At 41.2% G+C, this 22,295-nt stretch carries 20 protein-coding genes, 1 pseudogene and 1 riboswitch; of the genes and pseudogenes, 11 read left to right on the plus strand and 10 right to left on the minus strand.

Annotated features, from left to right (window positions below):
• Window positions 1-126: 126 nt before the first annotated feature.
• A complete protein-coding gene (locus tag N5O98_RS17815; RefSeq protein WP_004296814.1) occupies window positions 127-753 on the plus strand; it encodes an HU family DNA-binding protein in 627 nt (208 codons plus the stop codon).
• Between the two features lie 91 nt (window positions 754-844).
• Window positions 845-1,248 (plus strand): annotated as a pseudogene (locus tag N5O98_RS27510) (hypothetical protein).
• Window positions 1,249-1,263: 15 nt separating this feature from the next.
• On the opposite strand, the gene N5O98_RS17825 reads toward N5O98_RS27510, so the two are convergent.
• Window positions 1,264-2,160 carry an MBL fold metallo-hydrolase gene (locus tag N5O98_RS17825; RefSeq protein WP_182423464.1) on the minus strand — a complete coding sequence of 299 codons (897 nt, stop codon included), beginning with the start codon at window positions 2,158-2,160 and terminating at the stop codon, window positions 1,264-1,266.
• A 41-nt stretch (window positions 2,161-2,201) separates the two neighbouring features.
• Window positions 2,202-3,482, minus strand: coding sequence for an O-acetylhomoserine aminocarboxypropyltransferase/cysteine synthase family protein (locus N5O98_RS17830; RefSeq protein WP_118161293.1), 1,281 nt, complete (start codon window positions 3,480-3,482; stop codon window positions 2,202-2,204).
• A gap of 130 nt (window positions 3,483-3,612) precedes the next feature.
• Here N5O98_RS17830 and N5O98_RS17835 point away from each other — a divergent pair, with 130 nt between their 5' ends.
• The gene (locus N5O98_RS17835; RefSeq protein ID WP_008770778.1) at window positions 3,613-4,707 is read left to right on the plus strand and encodes an N-acetylmuramoyl-L-alanine amidase family protein; all 1,095 of its coding nucleotides are present in this window, start codon (window positions 3,613-3,615) and stop codon (window positions 4,705-4,707) included.
• Window positions 4,708-5,313: 606 nt separating this feature from the next.
• Here the strand turns inward: N5O98_RS17835 and N5O98_RS17840 are convergent.
• The 3 genes from N5O98_RS17840 to accC are packed head-to-tail and all read right to left on the minus strand — an operon-like array spanning window position 5,314 to window position 8,916.
• On the minus strand, window positions 5,314-6,849 hold the full coding sequence (locus N5O98_RS17840) for an acyl-CoA carboxylase subunit beta (protein WP_118161292.1): 1,536 nt from the start codon (window positions 6,847-6,849) through the stop codon (window positions 5,314-5,316).
• A 19-nt stretch (window positions 6,850-6,868) separates the two neighbouring features.
• Window positions 6,869-7,378, minus strand: coding sequence for an acetyl-CoA carboxylase biotin carboxyl carrier protein subunit (locus N5O98_RS17845; RefSeq protein ID WP_004316076.1), 510 nt, complete (start codon window positions 7,376-7,378; stop codon window positions 6,869-6,871).
• Window positions 7,379-7,401: 23 nt separating this feature from the next.
• A complete protein-coding gene (gene accC, locus N5O98_RS17850; protein WP_004308984.1) occupies window positions 7,402-8,916 on the minus strand; it encodes an acetyl-CoA carboxylase biotin carboxylase subunit in 1,515 nt (504 codons plus the stop codon).
• Between the two features lie 132 nt (window positions 8,917-9,048).
• Window positions 9,049-9,252: riboswitch (cobalamin riboswitch) on the minus strand.
• A gap of 276 nt (window positions 9,253-9,528) precedes the next feature.
• Between accC and N5O98_RS17860 the strand changes: the two genes are divergently transcribed.
• The 3 genes from N5O98_RS17860 (at window position 9,529) to N5O98_RS17870 (ending at window position 10,730) form a co-directional block, all read left to right on the plus strand.
• Window positions 9,529-9,852: a thioredoxin family protein gene (locus N5O98_RS17860; RefSeq protein ID WP_022199079.1), complete on the plus strand. Its 324-nt coding sequence runs from the start codon at window positions 9,529-9,531 to the stop codon at window positions 9,850-9,852.
• Window positions 9,853-10,090: 238 nt separating this feature from the next.
• On the plus strand, window positions 10,091-10,408 hold the full coding sequence (locus N5O98_RS17865; protein ID WP_004308987.1) for a type II toxin-antitoxin system RelE/ParE family toxin: 318 nt from the start codon (window positions 10,091-10,093) through the stop codon (window positions 10,406-10,408).
• A 7-nt stretch (window positions 10,409-10,415) separates the two neighbouring features.
• The gene (locus N5O98_RS17870; RefSeq protein WP_004308988.1) at window positions 10,416-10,730 is read left to right on the plus strand and encodes a HigA family addiction module antitoxin; all 315 of its coding nucleotides are present in this window, start codon (window positions 10,416-10,418) and stop codon (window positions 10,728-10,730) included.
• Window position 10,731: 1 nt separating this feature from the next.
• On the opposite strand, the gene pncB is transcribed toward N5O98_RS17870, so the two are convergent.
• Entirely contained in the window at window positions 10,732-11,898 is a 1,167-nt protein-coding gene (gene pncB, locus N5O98_RS17875) for a nicotinate phosphoribosyltransferase (RefSeq protein ID WP_004308989.1), read from the minus strand.
• Between the two features lie 166 nt (window positions 11,899-12,064).
• Here pncB and N5O98_RS17880 point away from each other — a divergent pair, with 166 nt between their 5' ends.
• Complete coding sequence (locus N5O98_RS17880; RefSeq protein WP_004308990.1) at window positions 12,065-13,954, plus strand: toxin-antitoxin system YwqK family antitoxin; 1,890 nt, start codon at window positions 12,065-12,067, stop codon at window positions 13,952-13,954.
• A 170-nt stretch (window positions 13,955-14,124) separates the two neighbouring features.
• Here the strand turns inward: N5O98_RS17880 and hdhA are convergent, their stop codons facing one another.
• Together hdhA and N5O98_RS17890 are read right to left on the minus strand one after the other, a co-directional pair.
• Complete coding sequence (hdhA, locus tag N5O98_RS17885) at window positions 14,125-14,904, minus strand: 7alpha-hydroxysteroid dehydrogenase (RefSeq protein WP_004308991.1); 780 nt, start codon at window positions 14,902-14,904, stop codon at window positions 14,125-14,127.
• A 372-nt stretch (window positions 14,905-15,276) separates the two neighbouring features.
• The gene (locus N5O98_RS17890) at window positions 15,277-16,215 is read right to left on the minus strand and encodes a DUF1848 domain-containing protein (protein ID WP_004308992.1); all 939 of its coding nucleotides are present in this window, start codon (window positions 16,213-16,215) and stop codon (window positions 15,277-15,279) included.
• Window positions 16,216-16,652: 437 nt separating this feature from the next.
• Between N5O98_RS17890 and N5O98_RS17895 the strand changes: the two genes are divergently transcribed.
• The 3 genes from N5O98_RS17895 (at window position 16,653) to N5O98_RS17905 (ending at window position 19,058) form a co-directional block, all read left to right on the plus strand.
• Window positions 16,653-17,522, plus strand: a complete 870-nt coding sequence (locus N5O98_RS17895; protein ID WP_022199078.1) for a DUF6845 domain-containing protein — start codon at window positions 16,653-16,655, stop codon at window positions 17,520-17,522.
• 266 nt (window positions 17,523-17,788) lie between these two features.
• Window positions 17,789-18,592 (plus strand): AraC family transcriptional regulator, encoded by an 804-nt coding sequence (locus N5O98_RS17900; protein WP_004308994.1) that lies wholly within the window; start codon window positions 17,789-17,791, stop codon window positions 18,590-18,592.
• 94 nt (window positions 18,593-18,686) lie between these two features.
• A complete protein-coding gene (locus N5O98_RS17905; protein ID WP_004308995.1) occupies window positions 18,687-19,058 on the plus strand; it encodes a VOC family protein in 372 nt (123 codons plus the stop codon).
• A 218-nt stretch (window positions 19,059-19,276) separates the two neighbouring features.
• Here the strand turns inward: N5O98_RS17905 and N5O98_RS17910 are convergent, their stop codons facing one another.
• Entirely contained in the window at window positions 19,277-20,134 is an 858-nt protein-coding gene (locus tag N5O98_RS17910) for an AraC family transcriptional regulator (protein WP_004308996.1), read from the minus strand.
• A gap of 311 nt (window positions 20,135-20,445) precedes the next feature.
• Here N5O98_RS17910 and N5O98_RS17915 point away from each other — a divergent pair, with 311 nt between their 5' ends.
• Window positions 20,446-20,670 (plus strand): winged helix-turn-helix domain-containing protein, encoded by a 225-nt coding sequence (locus N5O98_RS17915; protein ID WP_004308997.1) that lies wholly within the window; start codon window positions 20,446-20,448, stop codon window positions 20,668-20,670.
• Window positions 20,671-20,932: 262 nt separating this feature from the next.
• Here the strand turns inward: N5O98_RS17915 and N5O98_RS17920 are convergent, their stop codons facing one another.
• Window positions 20,933-22,036, minus strand: a complete 1,104-nt coding sequence (locus tag N5O98_RS17920; RefSeq protein WP_004308998.1) for an AAA family ATPase — start codon at window positions 22,034-22,036, stop codon at window positions 20,933-20,935.
• Between the last annotated feature and the right edge of the window lie 259 nt (window positions 22,037-22,295).

Below are 22,295 nucleotides of genomic sequence, written 5' to 3' on the forward strand. Positions count from 1 at the left end.
CCAGAACTTGCGGTTTTAGTTTGTCCTATAGGAAAAACAACTTTTCCTGTAGGGGAGAACAAGTTTTCTACCTATAGCGAGTAAGTTTTCTATTAATAATCAATATTTCAAATAAACTTTAGTATTATGGCAATGTACGTAATGGAAGAAATGCCCGATATTCATGGAACGGGCGAACAGGTACTTTATCCTCGGTTTGCAATGATAGATCAGGTATCTACCGAGGATTTAATACGTCAGATAGCATCCAGCAGTGGTTTTAATGTCGGAGATGTGGAAGGCGTAATTACACAGATCGGTATTGAAATGGCACATCAGATGGCAGAAGGCAAGTCTGTGAAGCTGGATGGTATCGGAACATTCTCTCCTTCGTTGGCGTTATGCAAAGATAAAGAACGCGAAAAGACCGGAGAGGGTGAAACCCATCGTAACGCACGAAGCATTGTGGTGGGGAGCGTGAACTTTCGTGTAGACAGGAAGATGGTGAGGCGTATCAACGGAAGATGTCTGCTGGAAAGAGCTCCGTGGAAGTCGCAACGCTCTTCACAGAAGTATACACCGGAGCAACGACTAGCATTGGCTGTTAGATATCTGGAGGAACATCCTTTTCTGACGGTCTACGAATACCGGAAACTGACAGGTCTGCTGCGCACGGCGGCTACCAATGAATTGCGCCAATGGGCGTATACGCCCGGTTCCGGTATCGGGATTGATGGTAGAGGAACACATCGGGTGTATATAAAGAAAACATAATTCATCATATTTGTATGATGATACTATACAAATACTTTATATCTTTGTAAAACAATGACATAAATCGCGATTTAACCATACCACTGAAAATATGAAAACAAAAACTTTATTAGGCTTCTTTCTCCTCTCTCTCATGACTTTTTGTATATCAGCCTGTCAAGATGATGCAGAGATTATTTTATTTAGCGGTTCCGAATTAATCGACGAAACGGGAACCTGTACGAACACGATTTCTTCTACAGTCCTGTATCTTAATGGATGGGAAGTGTCTTTACATATAAAGGTGAAAATGATGTAGAGAAACAACACACCTTCTTTAATTTTAGCCCGTATTTAGGAACTCAAAGTCTTACAAGAGAAAGAGGTCCGATTACTACGGCATGGTTGGAAGATGTATCTGATTCACCTTATCTCGAAGATGTTTTACCTGCAGATAGAACGGTTGTATATTGGGTGGATACAATGATCTTCAGTTTATCTGCGGAGGATTTGTAATCATTTGTACGGGCTTTATTGTAAAGCCCGTATACGTACTTCGGTTGTTTTCTCATTTTTCAATCCTTCTTTTACTTTATTGATATCCGTATTTCCGTAATGATAAGGATACAAAATGTGCGGCTTGATAATTTGAGTTGCACGTATCGCTTGTTCCGGTGTCATGGTGTAGGGTTGGTTGACTGGCAGGAAAGCGATATCAATATCTTTCATTTGGTTTAGTTCTGGAATATCTTCTGTATCTCCGGCGATATAGATGCGGGTCCCTCCCAGAGTAAGAATATAGCCGTTGTCACGTCCTTTGGGATGGAACTTATCTCTGCCGGGAGTCGTATTATAGGCCGGTACGGCTTCCAGTTTCATATCATCTGCCAGTTGAAGCACATCACTGTTCTTCATTTCCTGTCCTCTGTTCAGCATTTTCCGGCAATTAGGATTAGCAATAATTCTAGTCCCGCTTGTTTCGATAGCTGCTATTGCTTTGGTATCGAAATGGTCTCCATGTTCATGCGTAATCAGGATGAAATCCGCCTTCGGCTGTTGTGTATAGTCGGCGTAATCGGATACTGGATCAACGAATATTTTTTGTCCTGCATATTCCAGCAATAAGCTCGCATGTCTGAAGAAAGTGATCTTCAGGCTTTTCCCATTTTGGGTGGTAAATGAATCCATTTCAAAGTTTTGCATCTTTGTAGTCAGGTTAGTTGGGTTGTTAAATGAATGGGAATAAGAAAATCCGTAAGAAAAGCATAATACGAATGCTAATAATAGATTCTTTTTCATATCTGTACAGAATTTGGTTCCCTGCAAAGATAAACATCCGGGAGGATTTATCGGTTCACATTTGAAATGATTCTCTTCGAAATTAACTTTCTTTTTGTGGTAAATAAAAAGGCACGGAAAATCTTTCATTCCCGTGCCTTTTCTTAGTATTTGATACCTTTACGGTATTGTTATGCGTTCAAAGCCTGTTCGATATCAGCAATGATATCATCCGCATTTTCGATACCTACCGATAGGCGGATCAGGTCCGGACGTACACCGGCTTCCATCAGTTGCTCATCCGTCAACTGGCGGTGAGTATGGCTTGCCGGATGGAGCACGCAACTGCGTGCATCGGCTACGTGAGTAACGATAGCGATGAATTCCAGTGAATCCATAAACTTGATAGACACATCACGTCCGCCTTTCAGACCAAAGGAGATGACTCCGCAAGAACCGTTCGGCATATATTTCTGTGCCAGGCTGTAATATTTGTTGTCCGGCAGACCACAGTAGTTTACCCAAGCTACTTTCTCATTTTTAGAAAGATATTCAGCCACTTTCTGTGCGTTACGGCAGTGTTGAGGCATACGTAAGTGCAGTGTCTCAAGTCCCAGATTTAATAAGAAAGAGTTTTGCGGGCTTTGGATGCTGCCGAGGTCACGCATCAGTTGCGCAGTTGCTTTGGTGATGTAGGCACCTTTGCCGAATGCTTTCGTGTAAGTCAGCCCGTGGTAAGACTCGTCCGGCGTACAAAGTCCCGGGAATTTTTCTGCGTGAGTATCCCAGTCAAAATTACCGCTATCTACAATACAGCCACCTACGCTTGTAGCGTGTCCGTCCATATATTTGGTAGTAGAATGAACTACGATGTCAGCTCCCCATTCAAACGGGCGACAGTTGATAGGAGTAGGGAAGGTGTTGTCAACAATCAAGGGGACCCCGTGACTGTGTGCGATACGTGCGAACTTTTCAATATCCAACACTTCCAGAGAAGGATTGGAAATTGTTTCGCCAAACAAAGCCTTTGTATTCGGTTTGAAAGCTGCAGAAATTTCTTCTTCGCTGGCATCCGGATTTACGAAAGTCACATCGATGCCGAGTTTCTTCATCGTCACTCCGAACAGGTTGAACGTACCTCCATAAATAGCGGAAGAACAAACGAAGTGATCTCCTGCCTGGCAGATATTAAAAATGGCATAGAAGTTGGCTGCCTGACCGCTGGAAGTCAGCATAGCGGCTACACCACCTTCAAGAGCGGCGATTTTGGCGGCAACGGCGTCATTCGTTGGATTTTGCAGGCGGGTATAAAAGTAACCACTGTCTTCCAAATCGAACAGGCGGGCCATTTGCTCGCTGGTATCGTATTTGAAAGTTGTACTTTGATAGATGGGCAATACGCGTGGTTCGCCTTTTTTAGGCGTCCATCCAGCCTGTACACACAGGGTTTCCGGTTTGAATTGTTTTGCCATAATGTTATCGGGTTTTAATGTTTTATTTCAAAAAATGTTTTAATGCTGCAAAAGTAGGGAAAATAATTGTATTTTTGCCCTGTTTATGAGTGAAATGATAACTCTTGCGAAGGAGATAGTTAATGTAGTTATGAAAAATAAACTCTATATTCTTTTATTCTTAGCTTTTCTTTTTTCGGGCACAACTCTTTGGGCGCAGCAGAAGGCAACTCCGAAGGCGGGTGAGGGCATCTCTTCTTTTCTGTTGAGGCACAACCGTTCTCCGAAGAAGTATTACGACGATTTTATAGAGTTGAATAAGCAGAAGCTGGGAAAGAATAATGTGCTTAAAGTAGGCGTGACTTATGTTATTCCTCCGGTAAAGAAATCGACAACTACTTCTGCCAAGACTACTCCTGTCAAAAATACGGGTGCCAAGAACACAACTTCCGAAAGCGCCGGGACAAAGCAACCATCTTCAAAAGCTAAATCGACAAAAATAGGAACCACCATCAACGAACCTCTGTTTGGAAAGCAACTGGCTAATGTGAAAGTCACTTCCAACCGTCTTGCCGGTGCTTGTTTCTATGTGGTCAGCGGACACGGAGGTCCCGATCCGGGAGCTATTGGAAAAGTGGGTAGATACGAACTGCATGAAGATGAATACGCTTATGATATTGCACTCCGTCTGGCACGTAACCTGATGCAGGAAGGAGCCGAAGTGCATATCATCATTCAAGATGCCAAAGATGGTATTCGTGATGATTCGTATCTGTCGAACAGTAAACGTGAGACTTGTATGGGGGATGCAATTCCTTTAAATCAAGTGCAACGCCTTCAGCAACGTTGTGATAAAATAAACGCCCTTTACCGGAAAGATCGTAAGAATCATTCTTATTGCAGGGCGATTTTTATTCATATCGATAGTCGTAGTAAGGGAAAACAAACGGATGTCTTTTTCTATTATTCGAATAAAAAAGGAGACAGCAAACGACTGGCGAATAATATGAAAGATACGTTTGAGTCAAAATATGATAAGCATCAGCCTAATCGGGGTTTTTCCGGCACAGTGAGCGGGCGCAACTTGTACGTGCTTTCCCATACCACTCCCGCTTCCGTTTTTGTGGAGTTGGGCAATATCCAGAATACGTTCGATCAGCGTCGGTTGGTGATAAATTCCAATCGTCAGGCACTCGCAAAATGGCTGATGGAAGGCTTCCTGAAAGATTACAAGGAGAAGAAATAACATTTTTACTTCTCCTTTCGTGAACAAAATAAAAATCTGAATGTTTTATATATGCAAATCGCCTGATGGCTACTTGTAGGTATGCGAATATATATAGGCTAGTGAATATGCCTCCCCGGCATAACAGGAAGATTGCATAGTAGTTTTGTCGTGTTTTATTTTGTGTTTGTGTTGTGACGGTGCTGCGATGTGAATCGGGGTGCCGTTTTTTTTTCGTTTCTCTTGAATTCGTTAAAGAGCACGTTATTTCATTTTCTTATCATATTATTGAATAAAATCTTATCAATCCTGTGAACAAAATCCGGAAGTGTATGTTATTTATTGTGCAAATCGCCTGATAAAGCTTCTTGTGTGTATGCGAATATAGATAAGTCAAGCAAGGTATGCCTCCCCGGCATGACAGGAAGATTGCATAGTAGTTTTGTCGTGTTTTATTTTGTGTTTGTGTTGTGACGGTGCTGCGATGTGAATCGAGGTGCCGTTTTTTTATGTATATAAAAAGACTTACTCATAAAAAGAGGGCTTACAAAGATTCTAAAGTATATCGTAGAATCTATGTAAGCCCGTCTTGATGGGAGGGTGCTTTATGCACACCTTATCTAGTTGTTATAAAGGCATATTACCGTGCTTCTTGGGTGGATTTGTCTGCATCTTGTTTTCCGTCATTTCCAACGCCTGAATCAGACGTTTGCGAGTCTGTCTCGGATAAATGATTTCGTCAATATATCCCAGTTCGGCAGCTTGATACGGAGTAGCAAACTTTTCTTTGTAGGCTTCCAGTTCCTTAGCTTTTGTTGCTTCGTCAGCTTTGCGGAACAGGATATTGATGGCGCCGTCTGCACCCATCACTGCAATTTCTGCGCTGGGATATGCGAAGTTCACATCAGCTCCGGTCTGCTTGGAGTTCATTACGATATAAGCGCCGCCGTAAGCTTTACGGGTAATAACAGTCAGTTTGGGAACAGTAGCTTCTGCGAACGCATAAACTATTTTTGCGCCGTGACGGATGATACCGTTGTTTTCCTGCGTATATCCCGGAAGGAATCCCGGAACATCTTCGAATGTAATCAACGGAATATTGAAACAGTCGCAAAAACGGATAAAACGACTTGCTTTGTCGCTGGCGTCGATATCAAGAACGCCGGCAAGATAAGCCGGCTGATTGGCTACGATACCTACCGAACGACCTGCCATGCGGGCAAAGCCGATGATGATATTCTTTGCAAAGTTCGGCATGACTTCGAAGAAATAACCGTTGTCTATCACGCGTTCGATAATGTCTTTCATATCATACGGTACGTTCGGATCTGCCGGAACGATTGTATCCAGAGAAGCGTCTTCGCGGTTGGTTTCGTCGGCGCAAGGTTGTTTCCTGGCTTCATCCATATTATTCTGCGGTAAGAAAGACAACAGTTCGCGGATACTCATCAACAGTTCTTCTTCGGAGTTGCACATAAAATGCGTCACACCGCTCTTGCTGCTATGTGTCATTGCGCCACCCAGCTCTTCTTTGCTTACTTCTTCATGAATCACGGTTTTTACTACATCGGGACCAGTCACGAACATGTGACTTTTTTCTTTCACCATAAAGATGAAATCGGTAAGGGCAGGAGAGTAGCAAGCGCCTCCGGCACAAGGACCCAGGATGGCCGAAATCTGTGGAATCACACCGCTGGCCATTGTGTTCTGATAGAAAATATCCGCATAACCGGAAAGACTTTCGATGCCTTCCTGAATACGTGCGCCACCCGAATCATTCAAAGCGATAATCGGTGCGCCGTTCTTCAACGCAAGTTGTTGTACTTTTACAATCTTTTTGGCATTGGAAGCAGACAGTGAACCGCCATATACGGTAAAGTCATAAGCGTAAACAAATACCTGGCGACCGTCTACTTTTCCGTAACCTGAAACAATACCGTCTCCTGGAATTTTGTTTTTATCCATGCCATAGTTCGTACAACGGTGAACCATCAATTTATCCAGTTCAACGAAAGTACCTTTATCGAGCAACATGTCAATACGCTCGCGAGCAGTCATTTTGCCGCTTTCGTGTTGCTTCTCTATTTTATCAACGCCTCCACCAAGAGAAGCGATGCGGTCACGTTCTTCGAACGTGGCGTATGCTTTATTCATTTCTTCCATAATGCAATCCGTTCTTATATTATGCAATCGGTTCTAATGTTATTAATGTCTGGTCGCCGGTTATGTTATCACCTTCCTGAACCAGAATTTCTTTAATGCGGCAGTCTGAAGTCACTTTGTAGTTACTCTGCATCTTCATGGCTTCGATAACGATAGCGGTGTCTCCCGCCTTCATTTCCTGGCCGACTGCAACAGGTATTTTCACTACTTTGCCCGGCATCGGAGAAATGATACAGTCATTCTGTTCTTCTTCCCCTTTCTTGCGCATACGCAGATATTTTGCCTGGCTGTCCACTATTTCTACATTGAAACTGCTATAATGCGTATTCACTTTATAGCTTTTTCCGTTATCACGGCGAATCAGCTGTGCGTTCGAACTGCGTCCGTCCATCAAGATGTTGCAAGTACCGTTTTCTGCCATCACTACGTCTGCTTCAAACGTTTTTCCATCAATGGTGAGCACTACCTTGTTATCTTCCTTGCTGACCAGTTCTACTTCGGCCACGCGGTTTCCTATATGAATTTCCATAATTGAATTCTCTTTGTTAAAATTTAGATTCTCAACACACCCTTATGCAATCCGAACTCTTTCCACTTGCTGATAGGGCGGTTGTCGGCAGCCATACCGCTGTTGTTCTCTTCGAGATTCATCAAATAGTCTATATAAGCAGCGATCAGGGCAATATTTTCGGAATATTCGCTGGTGCGCGTAATCCGTTGTTGCAGAAACTCGCTGTTCTTGGCGATGAATCCTGTGTCATAATGACCTTCTACAAAATCAGGAGTATCCATGATGGCACGCAGATAACTGATGTTGTTTTTCACTCCGGTCAATTTATATTCGTGGAGAACACGACGCATCCGCTCAATCGCATATTCGCGATTGGTAGCCCACACAATCAGTTTACCGATCATCGGGTCATAGTAGATCGGAATTTCATATCCTTCGTATACATAACTGTCAATACGCACACCGATACTGTTCGGCTCTGTAATCTGTTTGATGATACCCGGACTTGGCATGAAATTCATTTCAGTGTCTTCGGCACAGATACGACATTCGATAGCGTGCCCGCGTTGCTGGATATTCTCTTGTTTCAGTTGAAGCACTTGTCCGTCGGCAACTTTAATTTGCTCTTTCACCAAATCTACTCCGATCACTTCTTCCGTAATTGGATGTTCCACCTGCAAGCGGGTGTTCATCTCAAGGAAATAATAGTTGCGGTGTTTATCAACAAGGAATTCGATAGTACCCGCACCGATGTAGTTCACAGCTTTAGCCGCCGCTACCGCTTTTTCACCCATGTCTTTTCGCAGTTCGGGAGTGACGAAAACCGAAGGAGTCTCTTCCACGATTTTCTGGTTACGGCGTTGCACGGAACATTCGCGTTCGCACAGATGAATGACATTTCCATGCTTGTCACCAAGAATCTGGAACTCGATGTGATGAGGCTCTTCAACGAACTTCTCCAGGTAAACCGTGTCGTCGCCAAAGGAAGACAATGATTCGCTCTTGGCAGTGGTATAAGCTTCTTCCACTTCTTCGGCACTGTGGATGAGGCGCATACCTTTTCCACCACCGCCCATAGAGGCCTTCAGCATCACCGGATAGCCGATTTTATTGCAAAGCTCTATGGCTTCTTCCACGCTTTTCAGGTTGTCTTGTGTGCCGGGAACTACGGGTACTCCCGCTTCAATCATTTTGATACGGGCAGCAATTTTATCTCCCATAGCTTCCATTGTTTCCGGATTGGGTCCGATAAAGATGATTCCTTCTTCCTGACATCGACGGGCGAAGGTGGCATTCTCGGACAAGAAGCCGTAACCCGGATGAATGGCGTCTGCATGAGCTGCTTTTGCCACTTCGATGATTTTTTCTATATTCAGATAACTCTCTTTGGATGCTGCCGGCCCTACGCAATAAGCTTCGTCTGCATAAAGCACGTGCTTCGCGGTCCGGTCTGCTTCGGAGAAGATAGCGATACTCGTTATCTCCATTTCCCGGCAGGAACGCATCACCCTTACGGCAATTTCACCGCGATTGGCTACTAAGATTTTTTTTATCATACTTTTTTCAATTAAGTACATACTTATTAATGTCTTCCCGTCTAATGGATATACTCCACCCGACGAAAAACAGTATTTTTTTGATTTGGGGCTTAACAAGTGATACTCTTTCTCCTAATCCACGAGGAGAGGGGCGTCTTACACAAAATGGCAGGTCTTCTGACTGACTCTTGTCTTATTTTCCTTCCCGAATAACATCAGTGGCGTTAAATTAGTTCAATTATAAGACATTGAACAGAGTTTCACAGCAGCGGGACTGTCCGGGATTTACACCCGGTTCCCTATTAATCATCGTCCGTTGGATACGGATTCTGAACCATTTTGGGGGGCAAAGATAAATAAATATTGAATAGGATGTTCCTTTTTTGCACGAAAGTTTCAATTTTGTGCAATGCTTGTCCTTAGTCCGGAAGATAAAGTGATAGGAGCAAAGTATGATGCGGAGAAGTCTTTTCATCGTACGGAGATGATTTGCTTGGATATTAATAGCTGGTCGGGTAAATGCAAACGGGTTTGATTCTTTAATTTGTGTGTAACCTTGCTTCTTTTCTAAACCATCTTTCTCCTGATATTGTTAGGTTGATAGTTATTAATTAAAAGGAGATATTCATTATGAAAGAAAAGAAAATAGCTCGTGAAGAAAGAAACCAGGAGAAGCTAGCTAACGGTGATTGGCTAATGGCAGAGTTTTACGCAACGTGGTGTCCTCACTGCCAGCGCATGAAACCGGTTGTTGAAGAGTTCAAGAAACTGATGGTAGGAACATTGGAAGTGGTGGAAGTGGACATCGACCAGGAGCCTGCCCTTACTGATTTTTATACGGTGGAGTCGACTCCTACCTTTATTCTTTTTAGAAAAGGGCAACAGCTTTGGCGGCAATCCGGCGAATTACCTTTGGAAAGATTGGAAAAAGCAGTGAAAGGATTCAAATTCTGAAAAAGATTTTAATCTAACTCCACGGATATGGATTTTGTCACTTTTGTCACAGATAGTATAAAGAAAGCACATGTATACTGTGCTGCTTGGATACAGTTATTTTAATAAGGTGATAGCAGTTTTTATCTAATACTTCTTGGTTTTAACTAAGTTTGATAGAACTGCTATCATTATATCCACTTTTTTAGTGTATTCTTGGAAAAACTACTATCTTTGTACTGTCGTAATAATTAGAGAAATGGTTATTGAGTTTGAAAAGGAGTATCTTTCAGAACTTTATTATGAAGGTAAATGTAACGATAAGAAGCATCGTTTTCAACCTCAAGTAATAAGGAATTATGTGAAGCGAATTGTCACTTTGGCTGAAGCATTGAATGTAGAAGCGCTTTATCCTTTAAATTCGTTGAATTATGAAGTATTGACAGGGAGTAAAAAAGATATTTCCTCTATTCGGATTGATAAACAATATCGACTGGAATTTAAAATATCGACTACGGACTCTGAACCAATCATAACTATTTGTTCTATTATTGACATAACAAATCATTATAAATAAGAATAGTATGTCTAACTTAGGGTATTCTTTTATTCCGGTGCATCCGGGAGAGATTATAAAAGAAGAATTACAATCTCGTGGTATATCGCAGAAACGATTTGCGGAAGTGGTAGGCGTGTCTTATACGATGTTGAATGATATATTGAATGGGCGTCGTCCTGTATCTACGGATTTTGCCTTATTGATTGAAGCTGCTACCAATATAAATGCGGAAATGCTGATGAATATGCAGACAAGATATAATATGCAGATTGCCCGAAAAGATAAGAATGTTATAGCGCATTTGGAGAACTTACGGAAAATATGTGCCACATTGTTATAATTTAGTTCAACCTCAACTCATGCAGGCATGCCTGCACTTCTTCAAGACTGCCGGTATGTTTTCCTTCATCATCCGACAGTTTGATACATTCCCTCCACTCCTGATTGACATTCATCTTGCATTGCGTCAGTTTCATCACGATGTTCGAAGGTTCGAACCCGGTATCGTTGGTGAGATTGGTGCCGATTCCGAAAGAGCAGCGGATTTTGTTTTTGCAGTATTCTTGAATGTCTAATGCTTTTGTAAAGTCGAGGGCATTGCTGAATACGATGGTTTTGGTTGTCGCGTCGATTCCCAACTCTTTGTAGCGGGCAACCAGTCGGTCGATAAACTCAAATTCATTACCGGAATCGCAGCGCACACCGTCGAAAAGTTTAGCTTGTTTACGGCTAAGGTTACTAAGGAAGATGCCGGAAGTATAGGTATCGGAAAGTGCGATACCCAAATCACCGTCATAAACATTCACCCAGTTTTCGAGTGCCATATAATTGGCATGTTTATATCCGAACTGTGCTCCATGAAACATAAACCATTCGTGAGGGTGAGTCCCCATCATTTTCATTCCATATTTCATTGCGAAGTTGCAGTTGGAAGTCCCGGTGCAATATTGCGCTGTCTCGTTCAGTCTTTTGATAACAGTTTCCTGCACATCAATAGAGAATCTTCTCCGTGTACCAAATTCTGAAAAGCGGAGCTGATGTTGGTTCGATAACTCTATTTTCTCCGACAGTTTGCAAAGAATCCCGTTCATGTCTGCTACATGGCCGAAGAACCGGTTTTTGATTTCAGAAACAATAGCGAGCAAAGGCACTTCATATAAAGTCACTTTATAAAGCAAGTCAGTCACTTCGATGTGGAGATGACAGGCTTCATCCAGATGAATATCAATCTTATTCGGGTCGAAACGAAAAGAAGACAACCACTCCCAGTAGACTCTCGGGAGAAATCTGCAATTCTTCGTCATGTATTCCAACTCCTCTTCCGTGAATCTCAACTGACTAAGATTCTTGATCTCTGCCTTGAGTGTTTCCAGAAAAGCTTCGGTATACTTTGTTTCGTTCCGGTCATTGAAACTAAAAGTACCCATTGCATAGGGGAACAGTTTGATATAAGCGTACGAGGTGGTAAACTTATAGAGGTCTGTATCTAGTAGTGTTTTAACAATCATGACGTTCGTTCTTTTCTATTAATAACGTTGTAAAGTTAGTATTTGTTGAACGAAATAATAGCCTGCTGACAGATAATTATTCCATTTTTGGGATCGATTTATACCTGATTATCTGATATTATCATTAATTTTGCCGTAATTATGTATTAAATAAAAGATATTTGGTATGAAAAACGCTTTGGTATATAGCTGCGTATTACTGTTGTTATCATGTGGCGGAAAAACCGGAGGAACTTCGCAATCTTCTTCCACGAATCAGGAAACACAGGAAAACGCTTTAAGCGAAAAAACTACTGCTATTTCCGAAGCTTTCTCTATGGATTTTTATAAAGGAAGTGATTGGATTATTCCTGATACGCTTTCCGAATCATTGCTAAAAGAACCGGAAGCATCTTCTTTGAAGGTCTATGACTCCGACAGTATTTGCCGGAAACAAGTAGATGGCGTGGAACGTTGTTTTTACAAGGACTCATTGATGAACGGTGCTTATAAGCACTTTTATTTTCGCTCGACTGATTCTTTTGTGTCGGAACCCTATTATTCGGTAGTTGTTTATAAAGACGGAATAAAGAACGATACGGTGCGTCATTACAGTATCTCTTCCCATTGTATGACAAGTCGTATAATCACTCTTGACAGTATTTGTGAACTTTATCAATCTTATTATTCCAACGGATATCCCCATATCTTTTACCAGGCTACACGAGGTAAACTTAATGGAGTACGTCAGAGATGGTATTATGATGGAAAGCCGGACTGGTTTGAACACTATAAAGATGGGAAGCTAAACGGAGAGGAAATGAGATGGCATGCCAACGGACATCTATGGCAGGTTAATCATTATATTGACGATCAGGAAGTGTTACCGACCGAATGTTGGTATTATAGCCATTCGGAATACGCTTATAATGACCCTGACGGGGTAGCGGAGGCTCCCGACTGGTATGAGTATAAATATCAGGCATCAGAAGGGACTCCCTTTTATTACATTCAAGAAATTTATGCATTGGAGAACGGCAAAAAGTATCTTCTGAAACGAAAATATTTTGAAAAGGATTCCGATGAGCCGATATACTTCATGGATGATAAGTGTGATTCTGTAAAACGAAGCATTGTGACGGTCGGAACTCAAAAGCGGCTGGATATAAGGAATTATTCTGGCGGGCGGCTACGTCGTTTCGAGAGTTATCCGTACTCGGAGAAAGGCGTGCCGGGTGTCATGACTGAAATTTATTCTGAAGAAGGCAACCGGATTGAAAAGAGTATGTATGACTATCATAGTGGAAGAATGATCTCCTTGCGTATGTATAGCAATACAGGGGCAGACGTGAAAAAACTTGAATTTGCTGAATATACGAATATGAAGGCGGATAGTTGTAATAAACAGCTTGATTCTGGTAAAGGGCGTTATACAGACAATCAGAATAAACTGTCCGTGCGCTGGAAAAAGGGGGAACTCGCACTGCTGAATTCTCCGGCGAAAGAAGATGAAGATGGATTTATAAAATGGTACTATGATGGGTATCAGTCTGATTACGGTCTGCATTTTTTTCACTATTCAGGGTTTGAGAGCTGGGGCTATTTTGTGATGAGTGATGTTACAGGAGAAGTTTACGAATATCGTAGTATAGATACCCCTTTATTCTGTGGAAAATCCGGTCTTTTCCTTGTCGTAGATGAAAATCCGTATAAGGAAGAATGTTATGTCCGCGTTTACAAGATGCTTCCCGAAGGACGTTTGGCGGAAGTTGCCGCACTCAATCGGGGAGGAGGGGATTATTTTGAGGTTGATTTGGACGATTTTGTCTGGGTGGGTGAAAGTTCATTCATTGCCAATAAAAAAACGTCGGAAGATGAACTTCAATGTGACTTTTATGGAGGATGCTCTGACAGTTGCCTGGAAGAGTACAGGAAGTGTGGCTATCTGCAAATCGACGAAGACGGCTGGGGGTATGTGCGCGTCGATCTTCGTCCTGATGCTTTGCAGACTAAGCAGGAGCTTCCGTCTTCACTAGAAGCTATTAACGAAATGAATGCATGGGTAAAGTCATTGTGAAACCCAGAAACAATGGAAAATCATGCATCCACTCTTCCCCCTTTTTGATAGATATTTTAAGATCATTACTGTCTATTCTACTAATTCCCGGTTGCATCCGCTATTGATAAATAGCGAAAGAAGCCATATTCCCATTATTGTCATTTTATTCATTGTATTAAAGTTATGTTCTATGATAACGCTACTGTCGGGTTATGAGCAGTCAGGCCACCATCTACGACGATTGTTTGTCCCGTGATGTACCTTGCATCGTTCGAAGCCAGAAAAGCGATGGCAGCTGCGACGTCTTCCGGTTCTCCTAAATAAGGAGTGGCACATTGGCCGAGAAAGATGTTGCGTACATCTTCATTCAGGTTATCCAATGCCGCGGGGGTAAGTACCAATCCCGGGGCTACGGCATTGCAGCGGATATTTTTCTTTCCCATTTGGGTAGCGATGTATTTCGTCAGGTTGATGACGCCCGCTTTGCTGGCACCATATAATGTACCGTTAGCATCAGCAGTAAGTCCGCTTATGGAAGCTACGTTGACAATGTTTCCGCCGCCATTGGTAGTCATGATAGGGATGACCTGTTGAGAAAGGTACATAGTGCAGCAGAGATTCAGGTGGAATGCCTCGTCAAAGTAATTGATATCCAGCTTCTCGATGTTAAGGTCACGTTTGGGATCGGTTCCTCCTACATTATTAATCAGTACATCTATTCGTTGATATTCATTCATAGAAAAATCAATCAGCTCTTTGCAACTCTGGAGTTCGGTGGCGGAGAAATAAACATGGCGCACGTCGGCCCCTGCATGAGTAAGTTCGTTGGCAAGCTGTTCCGCCTTTTTTTCAGAATGGTCAGCGATGACTACTTTGCCCCCTTCGGAGACAATGCGGCGTGTGGTTGCTTCGCCGATACCACCGGCAGCACCGGTGATGACAACTACTTTATTTTCGAATCTGTTCATATATTGTGAATTTGATGGTTACCTTCTATTAGAAACAGATGGCAGAGGAATTTGTTAGACCTCATAAACGCTCTTTAATAAGATAAGGTGTCCGATTGGAAAACATTTGCATCTCCTCCGGTTTTATGCCTTGATTATTTAAGAAAACTGTTAAATGTTAATGTCCGGCGGCTTATTTGTTAATGCGGTTCAGATTCTATTAAACCATGTTATAAGATACGCTGCATCGGGCCGAAAATTTGGAGATAACCGAAAAGTCCGTATCTTTGTACTGTGTTTTTCATAGTATTAGATTTAAGGTTAACAAAAGATTGGCTGTCTGGGATAGATAGCCTTTTTTTATGCCTGTAAGTCAGATGCGGATCAGGAAGATTAAAACAACGAATATTGGTTATCTCGCAGACTCTTCATCTCCCGTTCCTTTACTATATCATCTTCGGATAAATGACCGATGAGCAACGGCGAGTTTTTATCATGTTTCTTCATATTATATGCTGCTGTATTATAATTACCTTTGATGGCATAGCAATAAACACATCCGTTCAGACAACTTTCATAAGTCCCGATATCAATACTTTCGATACAGTTGCAGATATTACGCTGGTTTTTATCCTTTTGAGCAAGGATAGGATAACCGGTGATCTTTTCAATCAGCCCTTTATCAATGCACAAGCCGCTGGGAATACCCAAATGTCTTAAATCTACCTTGACGGTACAAGTGTCCAGCTGTATACCGGGATAAATATCTATTGTCTTTTTAAAGGAGACGGCCATTTCTTCTATTTCCTCTTTGGTCAGCGGATTGATGTTGAATGGTTGTATCGAGTTTCGGATATGGGGGTAATGATCTATAAATCCCAACATACATTTCGAGGTATGGTCTTTGAGTTCATGGGCAATCCGGGCGAATGCTTCCTGGTGGAAAGAAACGTTGTATTCCTCATTCGTCAGTATCGGATCATATCTCCAAATCATTTTTTCTCTGCCAATTTTGTCTGCCAGCTTTTTAAAGGTATCAATTCGTTTATCGATAGATGGCAAACGATTCTCCAATTTTTCTCCGTAAGGGTTGAGTGTAAATTGGAAGTAATAGTTGTAATCCTGTAATTTATCCAGCTGGTTAAGCATCGGGGCCGGGTTCTTGGTCCAGAATACGAAACAATCAACCACAGCAGGAGATAAGGAAATCCTGCTAATCATTTTCGGATGATAAGGATTGGGCACTAATACATATCCTTCTTTTATCCGGTTGAAAAACCATTGAGAATAGAATGCCGGAATATCTGTCCGGCGGCTGGCACTGATTATCATAGTTCAAAGTTACGAAAAAAAACAATGTCGTTTCCATGATTAGCCTTTTTTTCTATTCTTACTTATCCGGGGAGCAACTTATGTGAATGAATATGTTAAATGTTAACGGATGAAGTCTGAAATGTTAATGCGATTCTCGGAGTATTAAACCCTGTTACAATATCGTCTGTTTAGGCGCTGAAATTTGCTATTTATCTGAAATATGGTACCTTTGTACTGTGTTTTTTTCATAAGTATTAGATTTAAGGTTAACAAAAGATTGGTTGCTCGTGATGAGTAGCCATTTTTTGTTTTTATACACGTTGGTTGCTTATTCCTTAATCATCGTTAGCAGCATTTTAAATTTCTCCACTACACTTCTCGAATATGCATTGTTTGTCTATAACAAAAAACGATTTTTATTGTTATAGTACGAAAGACTTAATAAACGAACCATTATGAAGAAGAATATTTTATTTTTCGGAGCACTTGTAGGTGCTCTCTTGTTGGTTTCTTGTTCGGGAGGAAACAAGAAACAGGCTGCGTCCTCTGTCGCTTCGGAGGAATTGGACAATGCCAGTAAGGTGATAAACTATTATCATACATCGCTTATCGTGTTGAGGCATGTAGCCAATGCGAAAGACATAAATGCAGTTTTGGGATATATGGAACAGACAGGAAAAGTTCCTGAAGTATCTCCGATTGCACCACCTGAAGTATCTGCCAGAGATACAGCGGAATTGATGGATCCGGGAGATTATTTTAATATAGAAGTCCGTCAGAATCTGAAGCAGAGTTATCGAGGACTTTTCAGTGCAAGGACGCAATTCTATGATAATTTTAATAAATTCCTCTCTTACAAGCAGGAAAAAGAGACTGCAAAGATCGGCAAGCTCCTCGACGAGAACTATCGGCTTAGTGTAGAAATGTCGGAATATAAACAAGTGATCTTTGATATTCTAAGCCCTCTGACAGAACAAGCTGAAAAAGAACTGCTTGCCGATGAACCGTTGAAAGATCAAATCATGGCCATGCGTAAGATGTCCGGCACCGTGCAAAGCATCATGAATCTCTATTCACGCAAACATGCGCTGGATGGTATGCGTATTGATATGAAGATGGCCGAACTGAAGAAAGAACTCGAAGCTGCAAAGAAACTTCCTGCTGTCACAGGTTATGATGAAGAACAGAAGAATTATTATAGCTTCCTGACTTCCGTAGAATCATTTATGAAAGATATGCAGAAAGCCAGAGATAAAGGTAGCTATTCCGACGAGGACTATAATGCGATATCGGAGGCCTACGAATACGGACTTTCCGTTATCTAAAGAATCTTCCTCTGTTTGAATGTGAGCTACAATCATGCTCTTTCAAACAGAGGATGTTTTTTTATTAAGAAAAGGTTTGCCGTCTTTTCAATTGTACCTTATTCTCAAATAAGGATCCTGCCTTAAATCCTTATCTGTTTATCATTCCGGCATATCTGTTCTTAATAGGACGACTCCCTAATTTATAAAAAGTCCTTTTTTTACTATACCTCTTTAAACAGGAGCTTTACTTTTGCATTTGAATTAAGAAATAATATCTTTGCTCTATGCAATCATTTCAACTCATAAAACCCTGTTTGGCGCTTGCTCCTTATATACGGCATTACTGGATATTGCAAGACGATTCAGTGACTCCGGTTTCCGAACGGACTCTGCCCATTGGCTGTATGCAACTGGTATTTCATAAAGGGAAACAACTCCTTTTGTCGGGCGAGTCGGAACTACAACCTCAATCCTTTATTTCCGGACAATCGGTCGGCTTTTCGGATGTACAGTCGACGGGTAGGATTGAAATGATTACTGTTGTTTTCCAGCCTTATGCAGTTAAAGCATTGTTTCATATTCCCAGCCATCTGTTTCACGGACAAAATGTAGATACCGATGCGATGGAAGATGTAGAACTGTCGGATTTGGTGAAACAGGTCACTGACACTTCTGATAATGCCGTTTCTATTCGTTTGATAGAGCAGTTTTTCCTTCGTCGTTTATACACCCTTCCGGAGTATAACCTCAAGCGGATGTCTGCTGTGTTTCATGAAATAAACCTCCAGCCGCAAATCAACATTGCTCATCTGTCGGAAACGGCCTGTTTGAGCAGTAAGCAGTTTGGACGTATCTTTGCCGATTATGTCGGCACTACCCCCAAAGAATTTATTCGTATTGTCCGTATGCAGCGGGCATTGTCAATGTTGCAGCAGGATGCCACTATTCCTTTTGTACAAGTAGCTTATGAATGTGGCTTCTCCGATCAGTCTCACATGATAAAGGAATTCAAACTCTTTTCCGGTTACACCCCTGCAGAGTATCTTTCTGTCTGTGCTCCTTATTCCGATTATTTTTCCGAACTTTAAAGATGTCCCTTTTTTCCTATCAGGCTTCCTCGTGTTGCCCTACTTTTGCAGTGTCTTTGCAAAGGCTTAGTAGTAACGATAAAAAAGAAACGAAATGAAAAAACTAATTGCATTTTTTGAGATTCCTGCTTCCGATTTCCATCGGGCTGTCGATTTTTACGAAACAGTATTAGGTATGCAACTTCCGACTTTTGAATGTGAAACAGAAAAAATGGCTTGTTTCACAGAAGAAGGTGAAACCGTCGGTGCTATCTCTTATGCTTCAAATTTCGACTTTCTTCCTTCCACGCATGGAGTGCTTATCCATTTCAACTGTGAGGAAATAGAACAGACCTTGGAAAAAGTACTTCTGAAAGGAGGGAAAGTAGTCATTCCCAGAACAAAGATTGAGGCGGACGGCAAAGGATGGTTTGCCGTATTCACTGATAGTGAAGGAAACCGGATTGGCATTTATGCTGAAAAATAACAGGTAGGAGAGAGGAAGGCAGCCTGTTATAGCATAATATGCTTTTAGATGCGGATAACGCAAAATGACACGGATAAGAAGATTACAAATCTGCTAAATCCGTGTCATCCGCGTCTAAAAGATAGACTTATCAGGGTTTTGCACTGTCCCCCCAAAAAAGTCAGACGTTAAATCACATCTTTATTCATTCTCTTTATTCCGCCATTTGTCTGTCCGCATTATTCTACCGGAATATAAATTTCCGTCAACAACTCTTCGGGAGCAGTGTCGCATGGATTGTTCAGATAACGTTCCGCGCTGGCTTCATCCCGCAGCGTACATTCCATTTCAGGCAGACACTTTCCGTAAATCGTATCATACACAGCTTGCAAATTGTCATACGGACCTTTATACAAGAAGATAGCATAACGTCCGGCCGGGATCACCTTAAATCCGACATCACTTTTGGGGGCTACCTTTACAGGCATTACCATACATACGTCTGTACGCAGTTTTTCTGCCGGTGTCACTTTCGGATCATCGTGATAGATGCAAAGCGGGCTGAAATCTCCCATCGGCAACTGTTGTTCTTTGATGAATTGGAATAAACGGCCCCAGGTGCCACCGTAATCATTCAGTTTGTAATCGCCGGTGAGGCGGATATAAATCACATTCCGTTCGGAAACGTTTCTGATCTCTCTTTTTAGTTCCAGGTCTGGCCTGATAATCGCTGGTTTCATAATTACAAAGTTTTTATTGTTTCTATACTCTAAAGGTGAAATGCCATAAAATTGCTTGAACACTTTCGACAACGAAGAAGGAGAAGAGTAACCAATCCGATAGGCTATGTCGGCAATCGGAACATCCGAGTAGCGGAGTAGACGTGCGGCAGCTTCTGTCCGCGTCCGGACAATAAACGTACCAATCGGTTCACCGAGAAAAGCTTTCATGATCCGGTGAAAGTAAAAAGGAGAAAAGTTTGAAATTCTGGCCAGAGATTTTAAATCAATGTCTTCTCCCAAATGTTGGTTGATGTATTCCACTACAACATTTACGCACTTTTGATATTCTTCTTTCGTTGTTTTTTTCTGTTGCATAACTTATTCTGGTATTTCACTCCGCAAAGGTATTGGTAAAAAAGCGAAATGACTTGTCCGATATTGCGGAAATGTCAATTTCCTATTTTCTTTCTGTGATTGCCCGATTCCTGTTTTGAGAATTTATTTTGATATATAATGTTCCTTTTAGTGGTGTTATGGTACGAATTATTACCAAGTTTTTAATCACTAGACGCGAAATTGATTTCTTTGTTTTAAATAATGTCAAAAACTAAAACAAAAAAGTTAGTTTTGTTATAAACAATTATTAAAATGACTATATTGTAACCAAATTATTAATAAAAATAGCCATGGATAAAACAATTGTAGGGAACAATGCCGGAAAAGTTTGGTGTGCCCTGAAAGAAATTGGTGAAATTTCAATACCTGAATTGGCAAGAAGATTAAACCTAAGCGTAGAAAGTACAGCATTAGCAGCCGGTTGGCTAGCAAGAGAGAACAAAATTTGTATCCAGCGGAAGAACGGATTAATTGCTTTATCTGATGAAAGCACTTTCCCTTTTAGCTTTGGATAATTACAGATTTTGCGAGTGAGTATCTTTGGATTTCCGTTAACTTGTAAGTAAGAAAATGTCGATATAAGGTATCACATGCAAAGTTTGAACTTAAGAAGTTTAATATTTAAAAGAGTTGCTCCGTAATAGGGCAACTCTTTTAACGTATAATAAACGTATAAAAATGTCGAATCGTTCTTGTTGATAGGTAAAATATAGATACTTATATTTCGCAATAATAATAGTCGATTTTTCTTTAAAAGTTCTACTTTGGAGGATTTGTTCAGAATCCTACCCGCTTTCTTCCTAAAGAGAAATCCATGCCTTCGTAATTATAGATTTCAGCCAGTGTCATAGGTTGTGTCTGTTGGGGGATATCCAGTCCTTCTTCCTTTATCAGTTGGTTTACTTTGTCGGTTGTCAGGTCTTTAAATTCGTACCGGGCAGCCAGACGTCCTTTTCTAAGCAAGGCTTCGTCGATATCTTTTAGTGGAGCGTTGAATGTGCAGATAAATTTGATACATAATTCATCGCTTAATAGTCCGTCGCTGATATTCAGTATGTTGACTAGTCCGGCATTCATGCGGTTTCCTCCGTTGCGGCTTGATAATAGCTCTTCGCAGTCTTCTACGATAAAGATCGAATTCTTTTGTTGACGGATAAAAGTGATAAAGCTAGGGTCTGAAAGTTTGTCTACCAGGTCGCCGCTCATATAAATCATTCTCTTTTTTCCGAGATTGATGAGATGACGGATATAAGTTGTTTTCCCCGTACCTTGTTTCCCGTGCAGAATGATTAAACCGCTTTTATTCTCCTCTAATAGGAAGTTTTCGATTTCAGCGGCTACGGGAGCAAAATCATTGTTATAGTGGCGGTCAATCTGAATGGCCGGCTTATTGATTTGCGATTGTTTCAGGCTGAAGTAGTTATGAGCGTATGTTACTATAAATAGGTTGTTCAGTTTCTCATTCTCCTTTTTGTGGTTTTCGCAAATCTGATTGATGCGATCGATTTCTTCCTTATCAATATTGGAATAGGCTATTTTTATGCAATTATCAAAATAGCCAATCATTAAATTCTTCTTGCAGATAACGATGCAATCGTATAACTCTTTTGTAGATGTATCTTCTTCCTCCTCCTCTTCCTCTTTTTCATTCTCAAAATGATTGCAATATATATGCTCGAATATATCGAACGCATCGTCTTGCTGATAAAGTTTTTTGATTTCTTTCAGGAAATCTTGGTTTACTTTATATTTCACCATTTTCATAGAAGGGAATCGTTTGAATATCTGATAGAATAGACTACAAATGCTACTGTCGCTGAACCAGCCTGTGGAGTAATCGAAAATATCTGTGAAATCTGCGAGTGTGTATTCTTTACTCATTTTTTCTTTTTATATAAATAGGACGGCAAAGGTACTAAATAAATCTATGATATGGACTTATCCGATTTCTCATTTTCTTGAAAAACATTGGTATGATAGTTTCCTGCATTTATATCAGCGCGCCCCCTGCAAACGATTTTTGGTTCTTCGTCAAATTTGGTGGTACTTCTTCTATTGTGAATAAATAATCTTCGCTCTCAGTAGTTTAATTCCTGCCCTATTGTACATCTGTCTTTTTACCGCTTTAATTTTATTCACT

It is taken from the genome of Bacteroides sp. LFL-34, from assembly GCF_027257075.1.
In the GTDB taxonomy this organism is placed as follows: domain Bacteria; phylum Bacteroidota; class Bacteroidia; order Bacteroidales; family Bacteroidaceae; genus Bacteroides; species Bacteroides ovatus.